Origin of the sequence: Yimella lutea (assembly GCF_006715095.1) — a bacterium.
GTDB lineage: Bacteria > Actinomycetota > Actinomycetes > Actinomycetales > Dermatophilaceae > Yimella > Yimella lutea.
Window position 1 is genome coordinate 2,595,915 of sequence record NZ_VFMO01000001.1, and the last position, 14,666, is coordinate 2,610,580.

Here is a 14,666-nt window from a genome sequence, read left to right on the forward strand (position 1 = left end):
CCGACCGGCTTGTCCATCCCGGTTGCGCTGACGAGGGTCTGCGCCGCCTCCATCGCCTTGGCACGGGTCAGTTCGCCTGCGCCGGAAAGGATTTGCAGTGCTGCACGCACGCTGTCGAGAGCCATGGCCACTCCTGATCGGGGAAAGTCTTCGTACCAGACTACTTGCTCGTTACCCAGCAGTTCACTGCCTTCGCCGAGTCGATCCGACCCGTGTCGACAGCCTCCCAGAGAACGGCCAACGCAAGGCGTAGACGCTCCTGCGAATCGTCGGTTCCTTCGATTCGCAGCCTCGGTCCCGAGGCATCGTCATCGAGGTGGGCACGCGCCGAGCCGATGCTCCAACTGCCCGAATCCTGTCGCGGTTCGGTGTAATTCTGGTCGAGGGCGCGGAGGTCTTCAGCGACGAAGCGCGGTCGAAGCTCGGCCGGAGCGGCGATCAGATCGGCCGGTCCGTGCACTCCCGTGAGCACGTGGAGGCAGTCCATCCCGGCTGCTGCCGCGCCGGCGACGTCGGTCTCCAACCGGTCACCGACCCCGAGCGTTTTCTCGGGCGCCACACCGAGTATCTCGGCTGCCATCGTGTACATCAGCGGCCCCGGTTTACCCACGACGTCGGGATCGCGGTCGACGGCGGCACGCACCGCGGCCACGAGCGATCCGTTACCCGGTGCCGTACCCAGAGCCGTGGGCAGAGTCAGGTCGGTGTTCGTCGCCACCCAACGCGCACCGCCCTGGATCGCGTACGCCGCGTCGGCGAGATCCTGGGCCGTGACCTGCGGACCGTAACCCTGCAGCACCGCAGCCGGTCGCTCCTTCGGATGACCAGTCGCCACCTCGAATCCCTTGTCCACCAAGGCGATCCGGACACCCTCACCACCGACCGCCAGAACAAGCGAATCCTGCCCGATCTCCTGAGCCAGGAAAGCTGCACCCGCCATGGAACTGTTGACGACCGCGTTGTCGTCGAGGGTGAGGCCGAGATCGCGGAGGTGCTCAGCGACCTGTGCCGGTGGTCGGGAGGCATTGTTCGTCGCGTAGGCCACCTTCAGGCCGGCGGAGCGGGCCGCCTCCACCGCTGTGATCGCGTGCGCTACCGGTTCGGGGCCGCGATAGATCACCCCATCGAGATCGAAGACTAAGGCATCGTAGGAGTCCCGCAAGCTCGTCATTCGGTCATTGTCGCCTCACCCGGTCATGATGGAACGACCGGTACGCACCCGCATCGCCTCCAGTTCCATCCGCACCATCGCGCCGGCGTCGACCCGGCGGACGCGGCGGCGCATCGCTCCCAGCACCTCGACGGCTTGGCCTTCGCGCAATCTGCACGCAGCTTTGCGTGTCGACGCGGTGAAACAGTTGACCTCGAAGACGTCATACCTGGGGCTTCTACTCGAGCGTCGTGCCGAAGCCGGTCGCTCCACCGACACCCGCAGGACGACGAGTTCGTCCCCGCTCGGCATCTGACGAACCTGCGGGTCGCTTTGCACGGTGCCCACGATTCGAACCTCGTTGACGGCTGTCACCGAGGGCTGTAGTCCCTTGGCGGCACCTCGAGTGGTCTTCTCGGCCGAATTCGGCGTCGCCTTCTGTGCTGGCATGTCCAGCCTCCTCTCCTGATGACCAGACGATCGCCGGCCGGAGGGAGAAAACAAACGTCCCGCACCTGTCGTGTGGACAAGCGCGGGACGTCGAAGGGGCTGTGGAAATCAGTCCTCGCGACCGGACACCGGATCGGAGCCGTCCGCGTGAGCGGGGTCGTCCGACTCCGGCAGTTCGTCGTCGTCCGACTCCGGCAGTTCGTCGTTGTCCCCGTCGTCTCCGAGGAGATCGACCAGCTCGATGCCGTCCAGTTCCGCGAGGCGTTCATCTGCGTCGGTCAAGCCGTCTTCGTCGGCAGTGGCGGCGCGCGAGAAGTACTCACCCGAGTTGCACAGTTTTAGTGTGTGCCAAGAAGACGGAGGATCTGCTCGGCTTCGGGGGTGAGTTGTGGCTGGGCGGTGATGAGGTGTCCAGCGATGCTGACCTGCACTTCGCGTAGTGGCCTCAAGGTGGTGACGATGCGTTTGATGCTGAGCCCGGTTTCGTTCTGCAGGTAGCGGGCGACCGCGAGGGCAGCGAACACGATCGTGAGGTGGGCTTCGATCGCGTCGCGGGTGTGGTGGAACATCGGCCTTGCTCGTAGGTCGGTTTTGGACATCCGGAAGGACTGCTCGACCCGCCACAAGTCGTGATAGTTCCCGATGACCTCCGACGCGGTCGCCAGGTCGACCGGGATGTTCGTGACGTACCCCTTCAACCCGACCAACCGCCGCGCCCGCGCCAGCGACGCCTCGTCCAAGGATCGGGCGCCGTTGTCCGTCTTGACGAACCGAGTCTTGTGCGGGGCCCGCTCACCCTCCACAACGGCCATCGCCCGGTTCTCCTGCAACGTCAAGGTCCTGGCGTCTCGGGCCGCACGTTTGGCCGAGTACGCCCACACCGCCCGCCACGCAGTGGTGTGCACCGCTGGGTTCCACACCGGCTCGGACTTCAGCATCGGATCGTTGACTGCGCGGCCCGCGGAGGTCGAGGTGCGTGGGGTGATCGTGTCGATGATCTGCCCGTCGGTGAACGCGTCACCGTGCCACCGCAAATGCGACTCCAAATCCGGCTCTTCCGAGTTGCGGTGGGGGTGAGAGGCGCGCCGGTATGAGCTTGGCTGCGGGGTGAGGGACGTCGAGGCCTTCAGGATCAGTGGCGACCAAGCACACCGTTCCGAAGGACCTCGACGTTGTCCGAGCCTACGGCGCACATCGCTGCGCGCTGCCATCGCGACACCCGCTACTGCTCGCGCTGCGATCTTTTGGTCGGGCTCGGTGAATTGCGCGTGACCGCCGTCGAGTACGACCACGACGTCGGGCTGCTGGTCGTTGGTGTGGAGTCGCCCCGGACGCCGATGGGCTGCCCGAGCTGCGGCGTGATTGCGCACAGCCACGGCCGCAGTGACGTCACGCTGGTCGACGCGCCGTGCTTCGACCGCCCGGTCCAAGTGGTGTGGCGCAAGCGGATCTGGCGTTGCCAGGAGGCAGCCTGCCCTAGGAAGGCGTTCACCGAGCAAGACGAGGACATCGCTCGACCGCGGGCGCTGCTGACTACGCGGGCCTGCTGGTGGGCGATCAATCAGATCCGCCGTGAGCACGGCTCGATCAGCGGGATCGCCCGACAGTTGGGGACGACGTGGAACACGGTGTGGTCCTCGATCCGGCCACTTCTGCAGGAGATGGCCGACGACGAGGATCGGTTCGCCGGCGTGACGCGACTCGGCGTGGACGAGCACGTGTGGCATCACGTGTCCGAGTTCCCGATCGCCGAGGGTGGCCGCGGTCCGAAGCAGCTGACCGGGATGGTCGACCTGACACCCGACGTTGACGGCAAGCCGCGGGCGCGGTTGCTGGACCTGGTGCCGGGCCGGTCCGGGAAGGTGTACAGCGACTGGCTTGCCGAACGTGGCCAGGAGTTCCGTGACGGTGTCGTGGTCGCCACACTGGACCCGTTCCACGGCTACAAGAACGCCATCGATGACCAGCTCGAGGACGCGGTCGCGGTCCTGGACGCGTTCCATGTCGTCAAGCTCGGTACCCAGGCCGTGGATGAGGTCCGCCGTCGGGTGCAGCAGGAGATCCATGGTCACCGTGGCCGCAAGAACGACCCGCTCTATGGCATCCGCACGATCCTGCGCTGCGGGCAGGAGAAGCTCACCGACCGGCAACGGGCACGGCTCGACCGTGCGATCGCTGCCGACGAACGTCACGACGAAGTGCTCGTCGCGTGGCTGTGCACCCAACAGCTCCGGTCGGCCTACCAGGCCAAGAGCACGGTCGAGGGCCGGCGGATCGCGGAGAAAATCCTGGCCTCGCTGCCGACCTGTCCGATCCCGGAGATCCGACGGCTCGGTAAGACCCTGAAGCAGTGGCGGGCAGCGTTCCTGGCCTACTTCGACACCAGCCGCGCCAACAACGGCGGCACGGAGGCGATCAACGGCCTGATCGAGCTCCACCGACGCGTCGCCCGAGGCTTCCGCAACCGCGAGCACTACCGGCTACGCATGCTGCTCATCGGCGGCGGGCTCACTCACCCCCACCTCAGGTAGGAAGAGCCCCAAATCCGCGGGTGCCTTCGTGACGCGGGACCCGACGATGAACCGCAACCCCGCCTCATCCAAGGCGTGAAGGTTGGCCATCGACAGCATGCCCGCGTCGGCAACGATCGCGATATCGGCCAGGTTGTGCCGGTCAGCGAACTGCCGCACGATCGGCACGATCGTGGCCGTCTCTGCCCGGTTGCCTTCGAAGCAGCCGATCTCCAACGGGAACCCGTGCCGGTCGACGAGTAGCCCGACGACGACTTGGGGGTCGACGCGGCGTTCTTTGGAGTAGCCGACCTTGCGTAGGTCGTCCTCGTGCTCGGCCTCGAAGTAGAGCGTGGTGACGTCGTACAGGCACAACGTCACATCACCAGCAGTCGCGGCATGCGCGAAACACTTGGTCGCGATCACGTCCCGGTATCCGCGGGTCGCGCAGCGTTTCATCGTCGCAGTGAAGGTGTTGCGGTGCGGTGCCTCGTATCCGAGTTCGGTCAGCACGCGCAGCGAGTCAACTTTGCTGGTCGGTTCCACCAGCCGCGCGAGCACCAACGAGAAGAACGCCTCGTCACCGATCTCGTTGAATCCCAACCGGTTCCATGCTGACCGGATCGCGTGGATCAGTAGTTGTGAGGCTTGTGCCTGCACCACGGGCGCCCCGCTAACCGGGCGTGCCCAGTCGAGGTCAAGCTCGTCTTGGCCCTCGTGCAACTTCGCGTGTGCGAGGTCCAGCAGCACGGCCAACTCGGCCTCGGTGTGCGCCGAGCCGAGGTGCTCGATCACGCGGTCACGGCCTCCGGCGTACTCAGCCAGTTGGACCGCCGTGGCTCCCGAAGCCGTCTTCACCTTCCGCACGAACACCACGAACGAGACGCTACCGGCCCACCGTTAGTGTGTGGTTCACGAACCCGGCAACCCGCTGACCAGCACAAACACCGCGTCAGGTGCCATCAATCGGCATCACCTGTGCAAGTCAGGTCCGACTCCGGCAGTTCGTCGTTGTCCCCGTCGTCTCCGAGGAGATCGACCAGCTCGATGCCGTCCAGTTCCGCGAGGCGTTCATCTGCGTCGGTCAAGCCGTCTTCGTCGGCAGTGGCGGCGCGCGAGAAGTACTCACGTGCTTGCTCTTCGTCGCCGCCGGCCAGAAGTGCCTCGGCGTACGCGTAGAGCAAGCGGGCGGCCCACGGCTGACGACCGGCCTTGTCGAGTGCGGGAATTCGCAGTCCGATCAGCGCGGCGTCCGGCTGACCCATGTCACGACGCACACCGGAGACCACGATCGCGAGTTCGATGGCGTCGTCCTGAGCCAGTCGCTTGGCCTCGGGCGAAGCCGCGAGGTCGAGCGCCCGATCGAACCGGCCGAGTCCACGCTCGCAGTCGACCATGTACGGCAACAGGTGGTCCGACCCGGACAGCCGACGCGCTGTCTTGAACTCCCGTAGTGCGTCGGTGAACTCACCCCGCCGGTAACGGACCAGACCCAGGGCCTCACGGACGGCAGGCACCCGTCCGGCGCGGCGGGCAGCATGTTCGGCGTGGTCGAGTGCCTTGTCGGGGTCGTCGTCGAGCACGATCGCCGTCGCCGCAAGGTGAGCGGCGACTCCTTCGGCGTTCTCCACGGTGAGCGTTCGCAGTTGTTGCCACACACTGCGGTCGAGTTCCTTACCGGTCACGCCTTCAGGCAGGGCCGGCTCCCGACGGCGGTCACGACGAGCTTGATCGTCGAGGCCACGGTCCCAACTGCGCGGGCCTCCCTCGGGACGTGCTTCCTCCGGACGCTGCTCGCGGTCGTCACGGCGGTTGTCGCGTCTGTCATCGCGGCGGTCGTTGCCTCGTCCGCCCCGGCGGTCGTCCGGACGCGAGTCGCGGCGAGCACCATCGCGGAACGGGCGATCGTCTCTGCGGGGACCGCCGCCGAACGAACGTGCGGCAGCATCGCCACTGCGCTGGGAGCCACCGCGGTCATCCCGACGGCGGTCGCCCTGTCGTTCATCACGACGATCATCGCGCCGGCCGTAGCTGCGACCCTCACTCTGCTTCCTGAAGTCGGAGCCACCTCGCGACCCGCGGTCCTCGCGACGCTCGAATCCACGCCGCTCTCCGCCACGGTCATCACGTCGGTCATCACGTCGGTCATCGCGTCGATCTACGTCGCGACTCTGGCGTCGATCGTCCCGCTGGTATCCAGCACGCCCCTGAGCACTACGGTCATCACGACGCTCGAACCGTCCGCCGCCACCGGCACCGCCCCGGTCGTCGCGCTGGTAGCCACCTCGGCCCAGGTCGCGACGGTCATCCCGGCCGCCGTCGGAGCGACGGTCATCCCGGCGCTCGAAACGTCCGCTGTCCCCTGAGCCGCCTCGGTTTTCGCGCTGCTGGTACCCGCCGCGCGATCCGCGGTCGTCGCGGCGCTCGGATCCGGGCCGCCGGCCGCCGCGGTCATCGCGTCGATCGCCCCCACGGCTCGCGCCTCGATCGTCACGCTGATAGTCGCCGCGCCCCTGGTCACGACGGTCATCCCGGCGATCGCCGCCACGGTTGTCGCCACGGTCGTCGCGTCGAGGACCGAAACCGGAGCCACCACCAGAACCACGGGAACCGGCGCGGTTGTCATCGCGCCGTCCGCGTCCTTCCGAGCGACTGCTTTCCGCCCGATCGGATCCTCGATCGGAACCGCCGGCTCGGGACCACCGCGCCGACCGGCCTTCGCCCTGCTGGTCGTCCTTCTCGGGTCGCTCGTCAGCCACTACGTCTCCTCGGATCGAGATCATTCATCGGGTACAGGCGTGCTGATCAGTGTCCCACGCGCATACAAAAAAATTGGAGGGTCGTCCCCGACAGGTCTGTGACCCATTACGGGGACAACCCTCCAATTGAGGTGAAGTCCGGCGGTGTCCTACTCTCCCACACCCTACCGAGTGCAGTACCATCGGCGCTGAAGGGCTTAGCTTCCGGGTTCGGAATGTGACCGGGCGTTTCCCACTTCGCTATGACCGCCGTAACACTATGAAACTATGACGCCAACAGGTTTGTTGCGTGTTGTTTCAGATATCGCATAGTGGACGCTGAAGCATGAACTGCAGGAACCCTTTGTTGTGAAGGGTTTGAGTAAGTTATCGGCTTATTAGTACCGGTCAGCTACACACATTACTGTGCTTCCACGTCCGGCCTATCAACCCAGTCGTCTACTGGGAGCCTCTCACCCACAAAGGGGCATGGAAACCTCATCTTGAAGCGTGCTTCCCGCTTAGATGCTTTCAGCGGTTATCACTTCCGAACGTAGCTAATCAGCGGTGCTCCTGGCGGAACAACTGACACACCAGAGGTTCGTCCATCCCGGTCCTCTCGTACTAGGGACAGGTCTTCTCAAGTTTCCTACGCGCACAGCGGATAGGGACCGAACTGTCTCACGACGTTCTAAACCCAGCTCGCGTACCGCTTTAATGGGCGAACAGCCCAACCCTTGGGACCTACTCCAGCCCCAGGATGCGACGAGCCGACATCGAGGTGCCAAACCATGCCGTCGATATGAGCTCTTGGGCAAGATCAGCCTGTTATCCCCGGGGTACCTTTTATCCGTTGAGCGACGGCGCTTCCACAAGCCACCGCCGGGTCACTAGTCCCGACTTTCGTCTCTGCTCGACATGTCTGTCTCACAGTCAAGCTCCCTTGTGCACTTACACTCAAAACCTGATTGCCAACCAGGCTGAGGGAACCTTTGGGCGCCTCCGTTACCTTTTGGGAGGCAACCGCCCCAGTTAAACTACCCACCAGGCACTGTCCCTGATCCGGATCACGGACCGAGGTTAGGAGCCCAGAACGACCAGAGTGGTATTTCAACGTTGACTCCACACACACTGGCGTGCATGCTTCACAGTCTCCCACCTATCCTACACAAGCCGTACCGAACACCAATACCAAGCTGTAGTAAAGGTCCCGGGGTCTTTCCGTCCTGCTGCGCGTAACGAGCATCTTTACTCGTAGTGCAATTTCGCCGAGTTCGCGGTTGAGACAGTGGAGAAGTCGTTACGCCATTCGTGCAGGTCGGAACTTACCCGACAAGGAATTTCGCTACCTTAGGATGGTTATAGTTACCACCGCCGTTTACTGGCGCTTAAGTTCTCAGCTTCGCCCAAAGGCTAACCGGTCCCCTTAACGTTCCAGCACCGGGCAGGCGTCAGTCCGTATACATCGAATTACTTCTTCGCACGGACCTGTGTTTTTAGTAAACAGTCGCTTCTCCCTGGTCTCTGCGGCCCTCACCCCTAGTGAGCACGTCACTTCAAGGATTGGGCCCCCCTTCTCCCGAAGTTACGGGGGCATTTTGCCGAATTCCTTAACCACGATTCACTCGATCGCCTTAGTATTCTCTACCTAACCACCTGAGTCGGTTTAGGGTACGGGCGGCTCGAACCTCGCTAGAAGTTTTTCTCGGCAGCATAGGATCACCCTACTTCCCACATATGTGGTCACTATCAACTCTCAGCCTCAATGACTGGCGGATTTGCCTACCAGTCGGCCTACAGTCTTAGACGGGGACAACCATCGCCCCGCGGAGGCTACCTTCCTGCGTCACTCCCTCGCTTACCTACTACAAGATCGGGTCCCACGCTCCCCACCAACACGCACACCCGAAGGCGTACGAACATGATGGTTCGGGTGGTTAGCATCCCTTGGTTCGATATGGGCGGTCCTTCGCCGGTTCCGGAATATCAACCGGATGTCCATCGACTACGCCTGTCGGCCTCGCCTTAGGTCCCGACTTACCCAGGGCAGATTAGCTTGACCCTGGAACCCTTGGTTATTCGGCGGACGGGTTTCTCACCCGTCATTCGCTACTCATGCCTGCATTCTCACTCGTGTGGCCTCCACACCTGGATCACTCCGGCGCTTCACTGCCCACACGACGCTCCCCTACCCAACCACACCCCTGGACCACAAACACAAGGTTTGAAATCAGGGTGTCGTGTGATTGCCACAGCTTCGGTGGTGTGCTTGAGCCCCGCTACATTGTCGGCGCGGAATCACTTGACCAGTGAGCTATTACGCACTCTTTAAAGGGTGGCTGCTTCTAAGCCAACCTCCTGGTTGTCACAGCAACTCCACATCCTTTTCCACTTAGCACACGCTTAGGGACCTTAGCTGGTGATCTGGGCTGTTTCCCTCTCGACTATGAAGCTTATCCCCCACAGTCTCACTGCCACGCTCTCACTTACCGGCATTCGGAGTTTGGCTGACGTCAGTAACCTGGTGAGGCCCATCAGCCATCCAGTAGCTCTACCTCCGGCAAGAAACACGTGACGCTGCACCTAAATGCATTTCGGGGAGAACCAGCTATCACGGAGTTTGATTGGCCTTTCACCCCTACCCACAGCTCATCCCCTCAGTTTTCAACCTAAGTGGGTTCGGTCCTCCACGACGTCTTACCGTCGCTTCAACCTGGCCATGGGTAGATCACTCCGCTTCGGGTCTAGACCCAGCGACTATGGGCGCCCTCTTCGGACTCGCTTTCGCTACGGCTACCCCACCCGGGTTAACCTCGCCACTGAGCACTAACTCGCAGGCTCATTCTTCAAAAGGCACGCCATCACCCCAACAAGGAGGCTCTGACGGATTGTAAGCGCACGGTTTCAGGTACTATTTCACTCCCCTCCCGGGGTACTTTTCACCTTTCCCTCACGGTACTAGTCCGCTATCGGTCACCAGGGAATATTTAGGCTTAGCAGGTGGTCCTGCCAGATTCACACCGGATTTCACGGGCCCGGTGCTACTTGGGAACACGTCCAAGACAGTGACACATGTTTCGGCTACAGGACTTACACCCTCTCCGGTACACCATTCAAGATGTTTCGCCTACACGCGCCATTTCTAACTGCCCACCAACATGTCAGCATTGGTAAGAACGATCCCACAACCCCACGACTGCAACCCCTGACAGGTATCACACAACCGCGGTTTAGCCTCATCCGCTTTCGCTCGCCACTACTCACGGAATCACTCTTGTTTTCTCTTCCTGTGGGTACTGAGATGTTTCACTTCCCCACGTTCCCTCCACATACCCTATGAGTTCAGGTATGGGTCACACCACATGAATGGTGCGGGGTTCCCCCATTCGGAAATCCTCGGATCACAGTCTGGTTATCGACTCCCCGAGGCTTATCGCAGATTCCTACGTCCTTCATCGGTTCCTGGTGCCAAGGCATCCACCGTACGCTCTTAAAAACTTACACAAAAAAACTTCACAGAGCACTACAGATGCTTCGCGTCCACTATGCAATTCTCAAACAACACACAGCACCACCACCACCCACACCAACCCAGACCCACAAGCCCAGATTATTCAGTGCAGCCGGCGAACAGCCTGCCAACCCAGAAAAAACAACCCCAACCAACCACCACAACCCACGAAGGAGCTGTACCAGTCGCCGAAGATCGTTTCTTCAGGACCCAACAACGTGCCGACACCCCACACCCAGCAACCACCCCAACACCTTTCCACAACCCAGTCCAGCATCCATGATCACTCACATCAGCCGAACCACCGGTTCGTACTTGGTCGAGACAGCCACCCGGTCACGGGCACCATGATTGATGTTCCACCCTTGAGCAGGACCCCACCACACACGCGGTGATGAAAGGCCACTGTCGCTCCTTAGAAAGGAGGTGATCCAGCCGCACCTTCCGGTACGGCTACCTTGTTACGACTTAGTCCCAATCGCCAATCCCACCTTCGACGGCTCCCCCCACAAGGGTTAGGCCACCGGCTTCGGGTGTTACCGACTTTCGTGACTTGACGGGCGGTGTGTACAAGGCCCGGGAACGTATTCACCGCAGCACTGCTGATCTGCGATTACTAGCGACTCCAACTTCATGGGGTCGAGTTGCAGACCCCAATCCGAACTGAGACCGGTTTTAAGGGATTCGCTCCACCTCACGGTATCGCAGCCCTCTGTACCAGCCATTGTAGCATGCGTGAAGCCCAAGACATAAGGGGCATGATGATTTGACGTCATCCCCACCTTCCTCCGAGTTGACCCCGGCAGTCTCCCATGAGTCCCCACCATCACGTGCTGGCAACATGGAACGAGGGTTGCGCTCGTTGCGGGACTTAACCCAACATCTCACGACACGAGCTGACGACAACCATGCACCACCTGTACACCAGCCAAAAGGCACACACATCTCTGCATGCTTCCGGTGTATGTCAAGCCTTGGTAAGGTTCTTCGCGTTGCATCGAATTAATCCGCATGCTCCGCCGCTTGTGCGGGCCCCCGTCAATTCCTTTGAGTTTTAGCCTTGCGGCCGTACTCCCCAGGCGGGGCGCTTAATGCGTTAGCTGCGGCACGGAACTCGTGGAATGAGTCCCACACCTAGCGCCCAACGTTTACGGCATGGACTACCAGGGTATCTAATCCTGTTTGCTCCCCATGCTTTCGCTTCTCAGCGTCAGTGATGGCCCAGAGACCTGCCTTCGCCATCGGTGTTCCTCCTGATATCTGCGCATTTCACCGCTACACCAGGAATTCCAGTCTCCCCTACCATACTCTAGCCTGCCCGTACCCACTGCAGAACCGGAGTTAAGCCCCGGTCTTTCACAGCAGACGCGACAAACCGCCTACAAGCTCTTTACGCCCAATAATTCCGGACAACGCTCGCACCCTACGTATTACCGCGGCTGCTGGCACGTAGTTAGCCGGTGCTTCTTCTGCAGGTACCGTCACTCTCGCTTCGTCCCTACTGAAAGAGGTTTACAACCCGAAGGCCGTCATCCCTCACGCGGCGTCGCTGCATCAGGCTTTCGCCCATTGTGCAATATTCCCCACTGCTGCCTCCCGTAGGAGTCTGGGCCGTGTCTCAGTCCCAGTGTGGCCGGTCACCCTCTCAGGCCGGCTACCCGTCAAAGCCTTGGTAAGCCACTACCTCACCAACAAGCTGATAGGCCGCGAGTCCATCCTTCACCAAAAAATCTTTCCACACACAACCATGCGACCATGTATGAATATCCAGTATTAGACCTCGTTTCCAAGGCTTATCCCAGAGTGAAGGGCAGGTTACTCACGTGTTACTCACCCGTTCGCCACTAATCCACCCCAGCAAGCTGGAGCTTCATCGTTCGACTTGCATGTGTTAAGCACGCCGCCAGCGTTCGTCCTGAGCCAGGATCAAACTCTCCGTAAAAAAACAGAAAAACCATCCTGGCCGAAATTGATCAAGAGCATCCAAAAAAATGCTACTGAGTACAATCTCAACCAAACAAACATTTGGCATCAATCACTCGACACGCTGTTGAGTTCTCAAGAAACGATCGCTCACCTTGGTTCGGCTTCTCAGCCGCACTTTCCGGGGCAACCTCTTCAGGTTATCACCGCTTTTCTTCGCTTTCAAATCGGCTTTTTTCCGATTTCGAGCTCCGAGAGCGGTGGTTTCGCCTTGCGGATCCGGCCTTGCCTTGCGGCTTGTCCGTTCCCTCGCCGGGCGACTCGGAGAACATTACGCCGATCCCCGCGTGATGCCAAATCGGGGAGGGTGCGACCTGCGCCACACCCTCCCCGACCGTGACGGACGGCCGGAACTAAGCGGAATTCTGGGGCAGCCGCGCAGCCGCCTGGTGCTTGCGACCTCGCTTGATGACGGCCACCTGGCCGTGCAGGAAGTCGTTCTCGGTCAGGCTTGCCTCGACATCGGTGATTTTGTCGTTGTTGATCGAGATGCCACCGTCACCGATCAGCCGGCGCGCCGCGTTGCGGCTGTCAGCGATCCCGACGGCGATCAATGCCTCGACGATGCCCGTCCCGACCGCCACCTCGCCGCCAGGGAGCTCGGTGGTCGCATCACGCAGGGTGCGGGCGTCCAGAGCGGTGATGTCTCCCTTGCCGAACAACGCTTCGGACGCAGCCTGAACCGCCTCGGTCGCATCGGCGCCGTGCACCAGGGTGGTCGCAGCTGACGCGAGTGCGCGTTGGGCCACGCGCTTGAACGGTTCGTCCGCCACCTGGCGTTCGTACTCGGCGATCTCCTCGGAACCGAGGTCGCTGAACACCTTCAGCAGCTTCACCACTTCGGAGTCCTCGACGTTGACGAAGTACTGGTAGAAGGCGTACGGCGAGGTCATCTCCGGGTTCAGCCAGATGGCGTTGCCCTCCGACTTCCCGTACTTGCGTCCGGTCGAGTCCGTCAGCAGCGGCGAGGTTAACGCGTGCACATGCGCGGAGTCGGCCAGTCGCACCAGGTCCACGCCGGCGATCAGGTTGCCCCACTGATCGGAACCCCCGACCTGCAGCGTGCATCCGTGGGCGCGGTACAGATGCAGGTAGTCCAGCCCCTGCAGGATCTGGTAGCTGAACTCGGTGTAGCTGATACCCGTGTCCGAATTCAGCCGCGCCGAGACCGCGTCCTTCTTGATCATCGCGTTCACCCGGAAGTACTTGCCGTAGTCGCGCAGGAAGTCCAGGGCACTGATGCCCTCGGTCCAGTCCAGGTTGTTGACCATGGTGGCCGGGTTGTCACCGTCGAAGTCGAGGAATGACTCGGCTTGCGCGCGGATCGAGGCCACCGCATCGGCGACCTGATCCTTCGTGCGTAACACCCGCTCGCTGTCCGGCTTCGGGTCACCGATGAGACCGGTCGAACCACCGACGAGGCAGATCACCCGATGGCCCGCCTGCTGCAGCCGGCGAAGCTGCATCAACTGGACCAGGTTGCCGAAGTGGAGGGATGGAGCCGTCGGGTCGAAACCGCAATACACGGTGAGCTTCCCCTCGAGCGCTTCCCGCAGCGCGGCCTCGTCGGTGGTCTGCGCCACCAGGCCCCGCCACTGCAACTCGTCGAAGATGTTGCTCACGTGTCCGTCCTCCTTTTCTACCGCACGCAGGCTCCGTGCGTCGTTGATCGTGGTCAAAGCCTGCCTTACGGCCGGGCCGGCCTGCGACGCGGTTTCGCCGGCCGATACGCGGAGACGTACGGGTCCTCGGTGATCCAGAAGCGCCATGGGAACAACTCACCGTCGCCTCCCGGTCCGCTGACACCCACTCGTGGCCCGCTCGAAGTACATTTCGGGACCGTTGCAGGGACGAGCAGCAGGTCCGGCGCGGAACCCTCCATGGACATTCCGTCGTGCGTCCGGTCGAGCGCGAGCGCCTGCGCCAGGCGTCCGGGGCCCCGGGCCAGGTCGCGATCCGACACCCCGCCACGTCGCGATCGAGCCAGATCGACACCGTCCACGACCTCGCCCGCACGGATCAGCACCCCGTGGCCGGTGCCCTCCGGTCCGCACACGAGGTTCAGCGCGTGGTGCATCCCGTAGGTGAAGTACACGTACGCGTGCCCGACCGGGCCGAACATCGACGCATTGCGCGCGGTGCGACCCCGAAAGGTGTGCGCACCGGGGTCGTCACTGCCGGCGTACGCCTCGGCCTCGGTGATGCGGACGGTGACTCCGGCGTGCGAAATCAGGCAGCCGAGGACGTCGTGCGCCACCTGCGTGACCGGCGCGTCGGCGCGGGGACGCAGCCCGGCACCGCAGGGTTCGAGAGCGTCGCGGACC

9 protein-coding genes, 3 rRNA genes and 2 pseudogenes are annotated in these 14,666 nt (G+C 62.2%); 1 reads left to right on the forward strand and 13 read right to left on the reverse strand.

Features of this window, described 5'->3' with window-relative positions; translation table 11 throughout:
* Positions 1–160 precede the first annotated feature (160 nt).
* The 4 genes and pseudogenes from FB459_RS12555 to FB459_RS12565 form a co-directional block, all read right to left on the reverse strand.
* Positions 161–1,171: an HAD-IIA family hydrolase gene (locus FB459_RS12555; RefSeq protein ID WP_129624981.1), complete on the reverse strand. Its 1,011-nt coding sequence runs from the start codon at positions 1,169–1,171 to the stop codon at positions 161–163.
* Between the two features lie 15 nt (positions 1,172–1,186).
* Positions 1,187–1,600 (reverse strand): single-stranded DNA-binding protein, encoded by a 414-nt coding sequence (locus FB459_RS12560; protein ID WP_129624980.1) that lies wholly within the window; start codon positions 1,598–1,600, stop codon positions 1,187–1,189.
* Positions 1,601–1,708: 108 nt separating this feature from the next.
* A complete protein-coding gene (locus FB459_RS17370) occupies positions 1,709–1,882 on the reverse strand; it encodes a hypothetical protein (protein WP_170221912.1) in 174 nt (57 codons plus the stop codon).
* A 56-nt stretch (positions 1,883–1,938) separates the two neighbouring features.
* Positions 1,939–2,649: pseudogene (locus tag FB459_RS12565) on the reverse strand (IS1634 family transposase); the annotation flags it as partial.
* A 123-nt stretch (positions 2,650–2,772) separates the two neighbouring features.
* Here FB459_RS12565 and FB459_RS12570 point away from each other — a divergent pair.
* On the forward strand, positions 2,773–4,131 hold the full coding sequence (locus FB459_RS12570; RefSeq protein WP_425472349.1) for an ISL3 family transposase: 1,359 nt from the start codon (positions 2,773–2,775) through the stop codon (positions 4,129–4,131).
* 9 nt (positions 4,132–4,140) lie between these two features.
* Here the strand turns inward: FB459_RS12570 and FB459_RS12575 are convergent.
* The 9 genes and pseudogenes from FB459_RS12575 to FB459_RS12605 form a co-directional block, all read right to left on the reverse strand.
* Positions 4,141–4,986: pseudogene (locus tag FB459_RS12575) on the reverse strand (IS1634 family transposase); the annotation flags it as partial.
* An 86-nt stretch (positions 4,987–5,072) separates the two neighbouring features.
* Positions 5,073–5,795 carry a tetratricopeptide repeat protein gene (locus FB459_RS12580; protein WP_211345188.1) on the reverse strand — a complete coding sequence of 241 codons (723 nt, stop codon included), beginning with the start codon at positions 5,793–5,795 and terminating at the stop codon, positions 5,073–5,075.
* A complete protein-coding gene (locus FB459_RS17375; RefSeq protein ID WP_170221618.1) occupies positions 5,792–6,247 on the reverse strand; it encodes a hypothetical protein in 456 nt (151 codons plus the stop codon). Before FB459_RS17375 ends, FB459_RS12580 begins: the two co-directional genes overlap by 4 nt.
* Positions 6,248–6,268: 21 nt before the next feature.
* The gene (locus tag FB459_RS17380) at positions 6,269–6,736 is read right to left on the reverse strand and encodes a hypothetical protein (protein WP_170221619.1); all 468 of its coding nucleotides are present in this window, start codon (positions 6,734–6,736) and stop codon (positions 6,269–6,271) included.
* Between the two features lie 269 nt (positions 6,737–7,005).
* Positions 7,006–7,123 (reverse strand): 5S ribosomal RNA (rrf, locus tag FB459_RS12585).
* Between the two features lie 103 nt (positions 7,124–7,226).
* Positions 7,227–10,352, reverse strand: a 23S ribosomal RNA gene (locus tag FB459_RS12590).
* 426 nt (positions 10,353–10,778) lie between these two features.
* Positions 10,779–12,301: ribosomal RNA gene (locus FB459_RS12595) — 16S ribosomal RNA — on the reverse strand.
* The 16S, 23S and 5S rRNA genes sit together here, the layout of an rRNA operon.
* Positions 12,302–12,695: 394 nt before the next feature.
* Complete coding sequence (tyrS, locus tag FB459_RS12600; RefSeq protein ID WP_211345189.1) at positions 12,696–13,964, reverse strand: tyrosine--tRNA ligase; 1,269 nt, start codon at positions 13,962–13,964, stop codon at positions 12,696–12,698.
* A 65-nt stretch (positions 13,965–14,029) separates the two neighbouring features.
* Positions 14,030–14,599: a DNA-3-methyladenine glycosylase gene (locus FB459_RS12605; RefSeq protein WP_425472383.1), complete on the reverse strand. Its 570-nt coding sequence runs from the start codon at positions 14,597–14,599 to the stop codon at positions 14,030–14,032.
* Positions 14,600–14,666 lie beyond the last annotated feature (67 nt).

What these genes read in the sequence shown, in the direction of transcription:
- FB459_RS12555 (WP_129624981.1), bottom strand. Translation starts at nt 1,171, where the DNA reads ATGACGAGCTTGCGGGACTCCTACGATGCCTTAGTCTTCGATCTCGAT.
- FB459_RS12560 (WP_129624980.1), bottom strand. Translation starts at nt 1,600, where the DNA reads ATGCCAGCACAGAAGGCGACGCCGAATTCGGCCGAGAAGACCACTCGA.
- FB459_RS17375 (WP_170221618.1), bottom strand. Translation starts at nt 6,247, where the DNA reads ATGACCGACGTGATGACCGTGGCGGAGAGCGGCGTGGATTCGAGCGTC.
- FB459_RS17380 (WP_170221619.1), bottom strand. Translation starts at nt 6,736, where the DNA reads ATGACAACCGCGCCGGTTCCCGTGGTTCTGGTGGTGGCTCCGGTTTCG.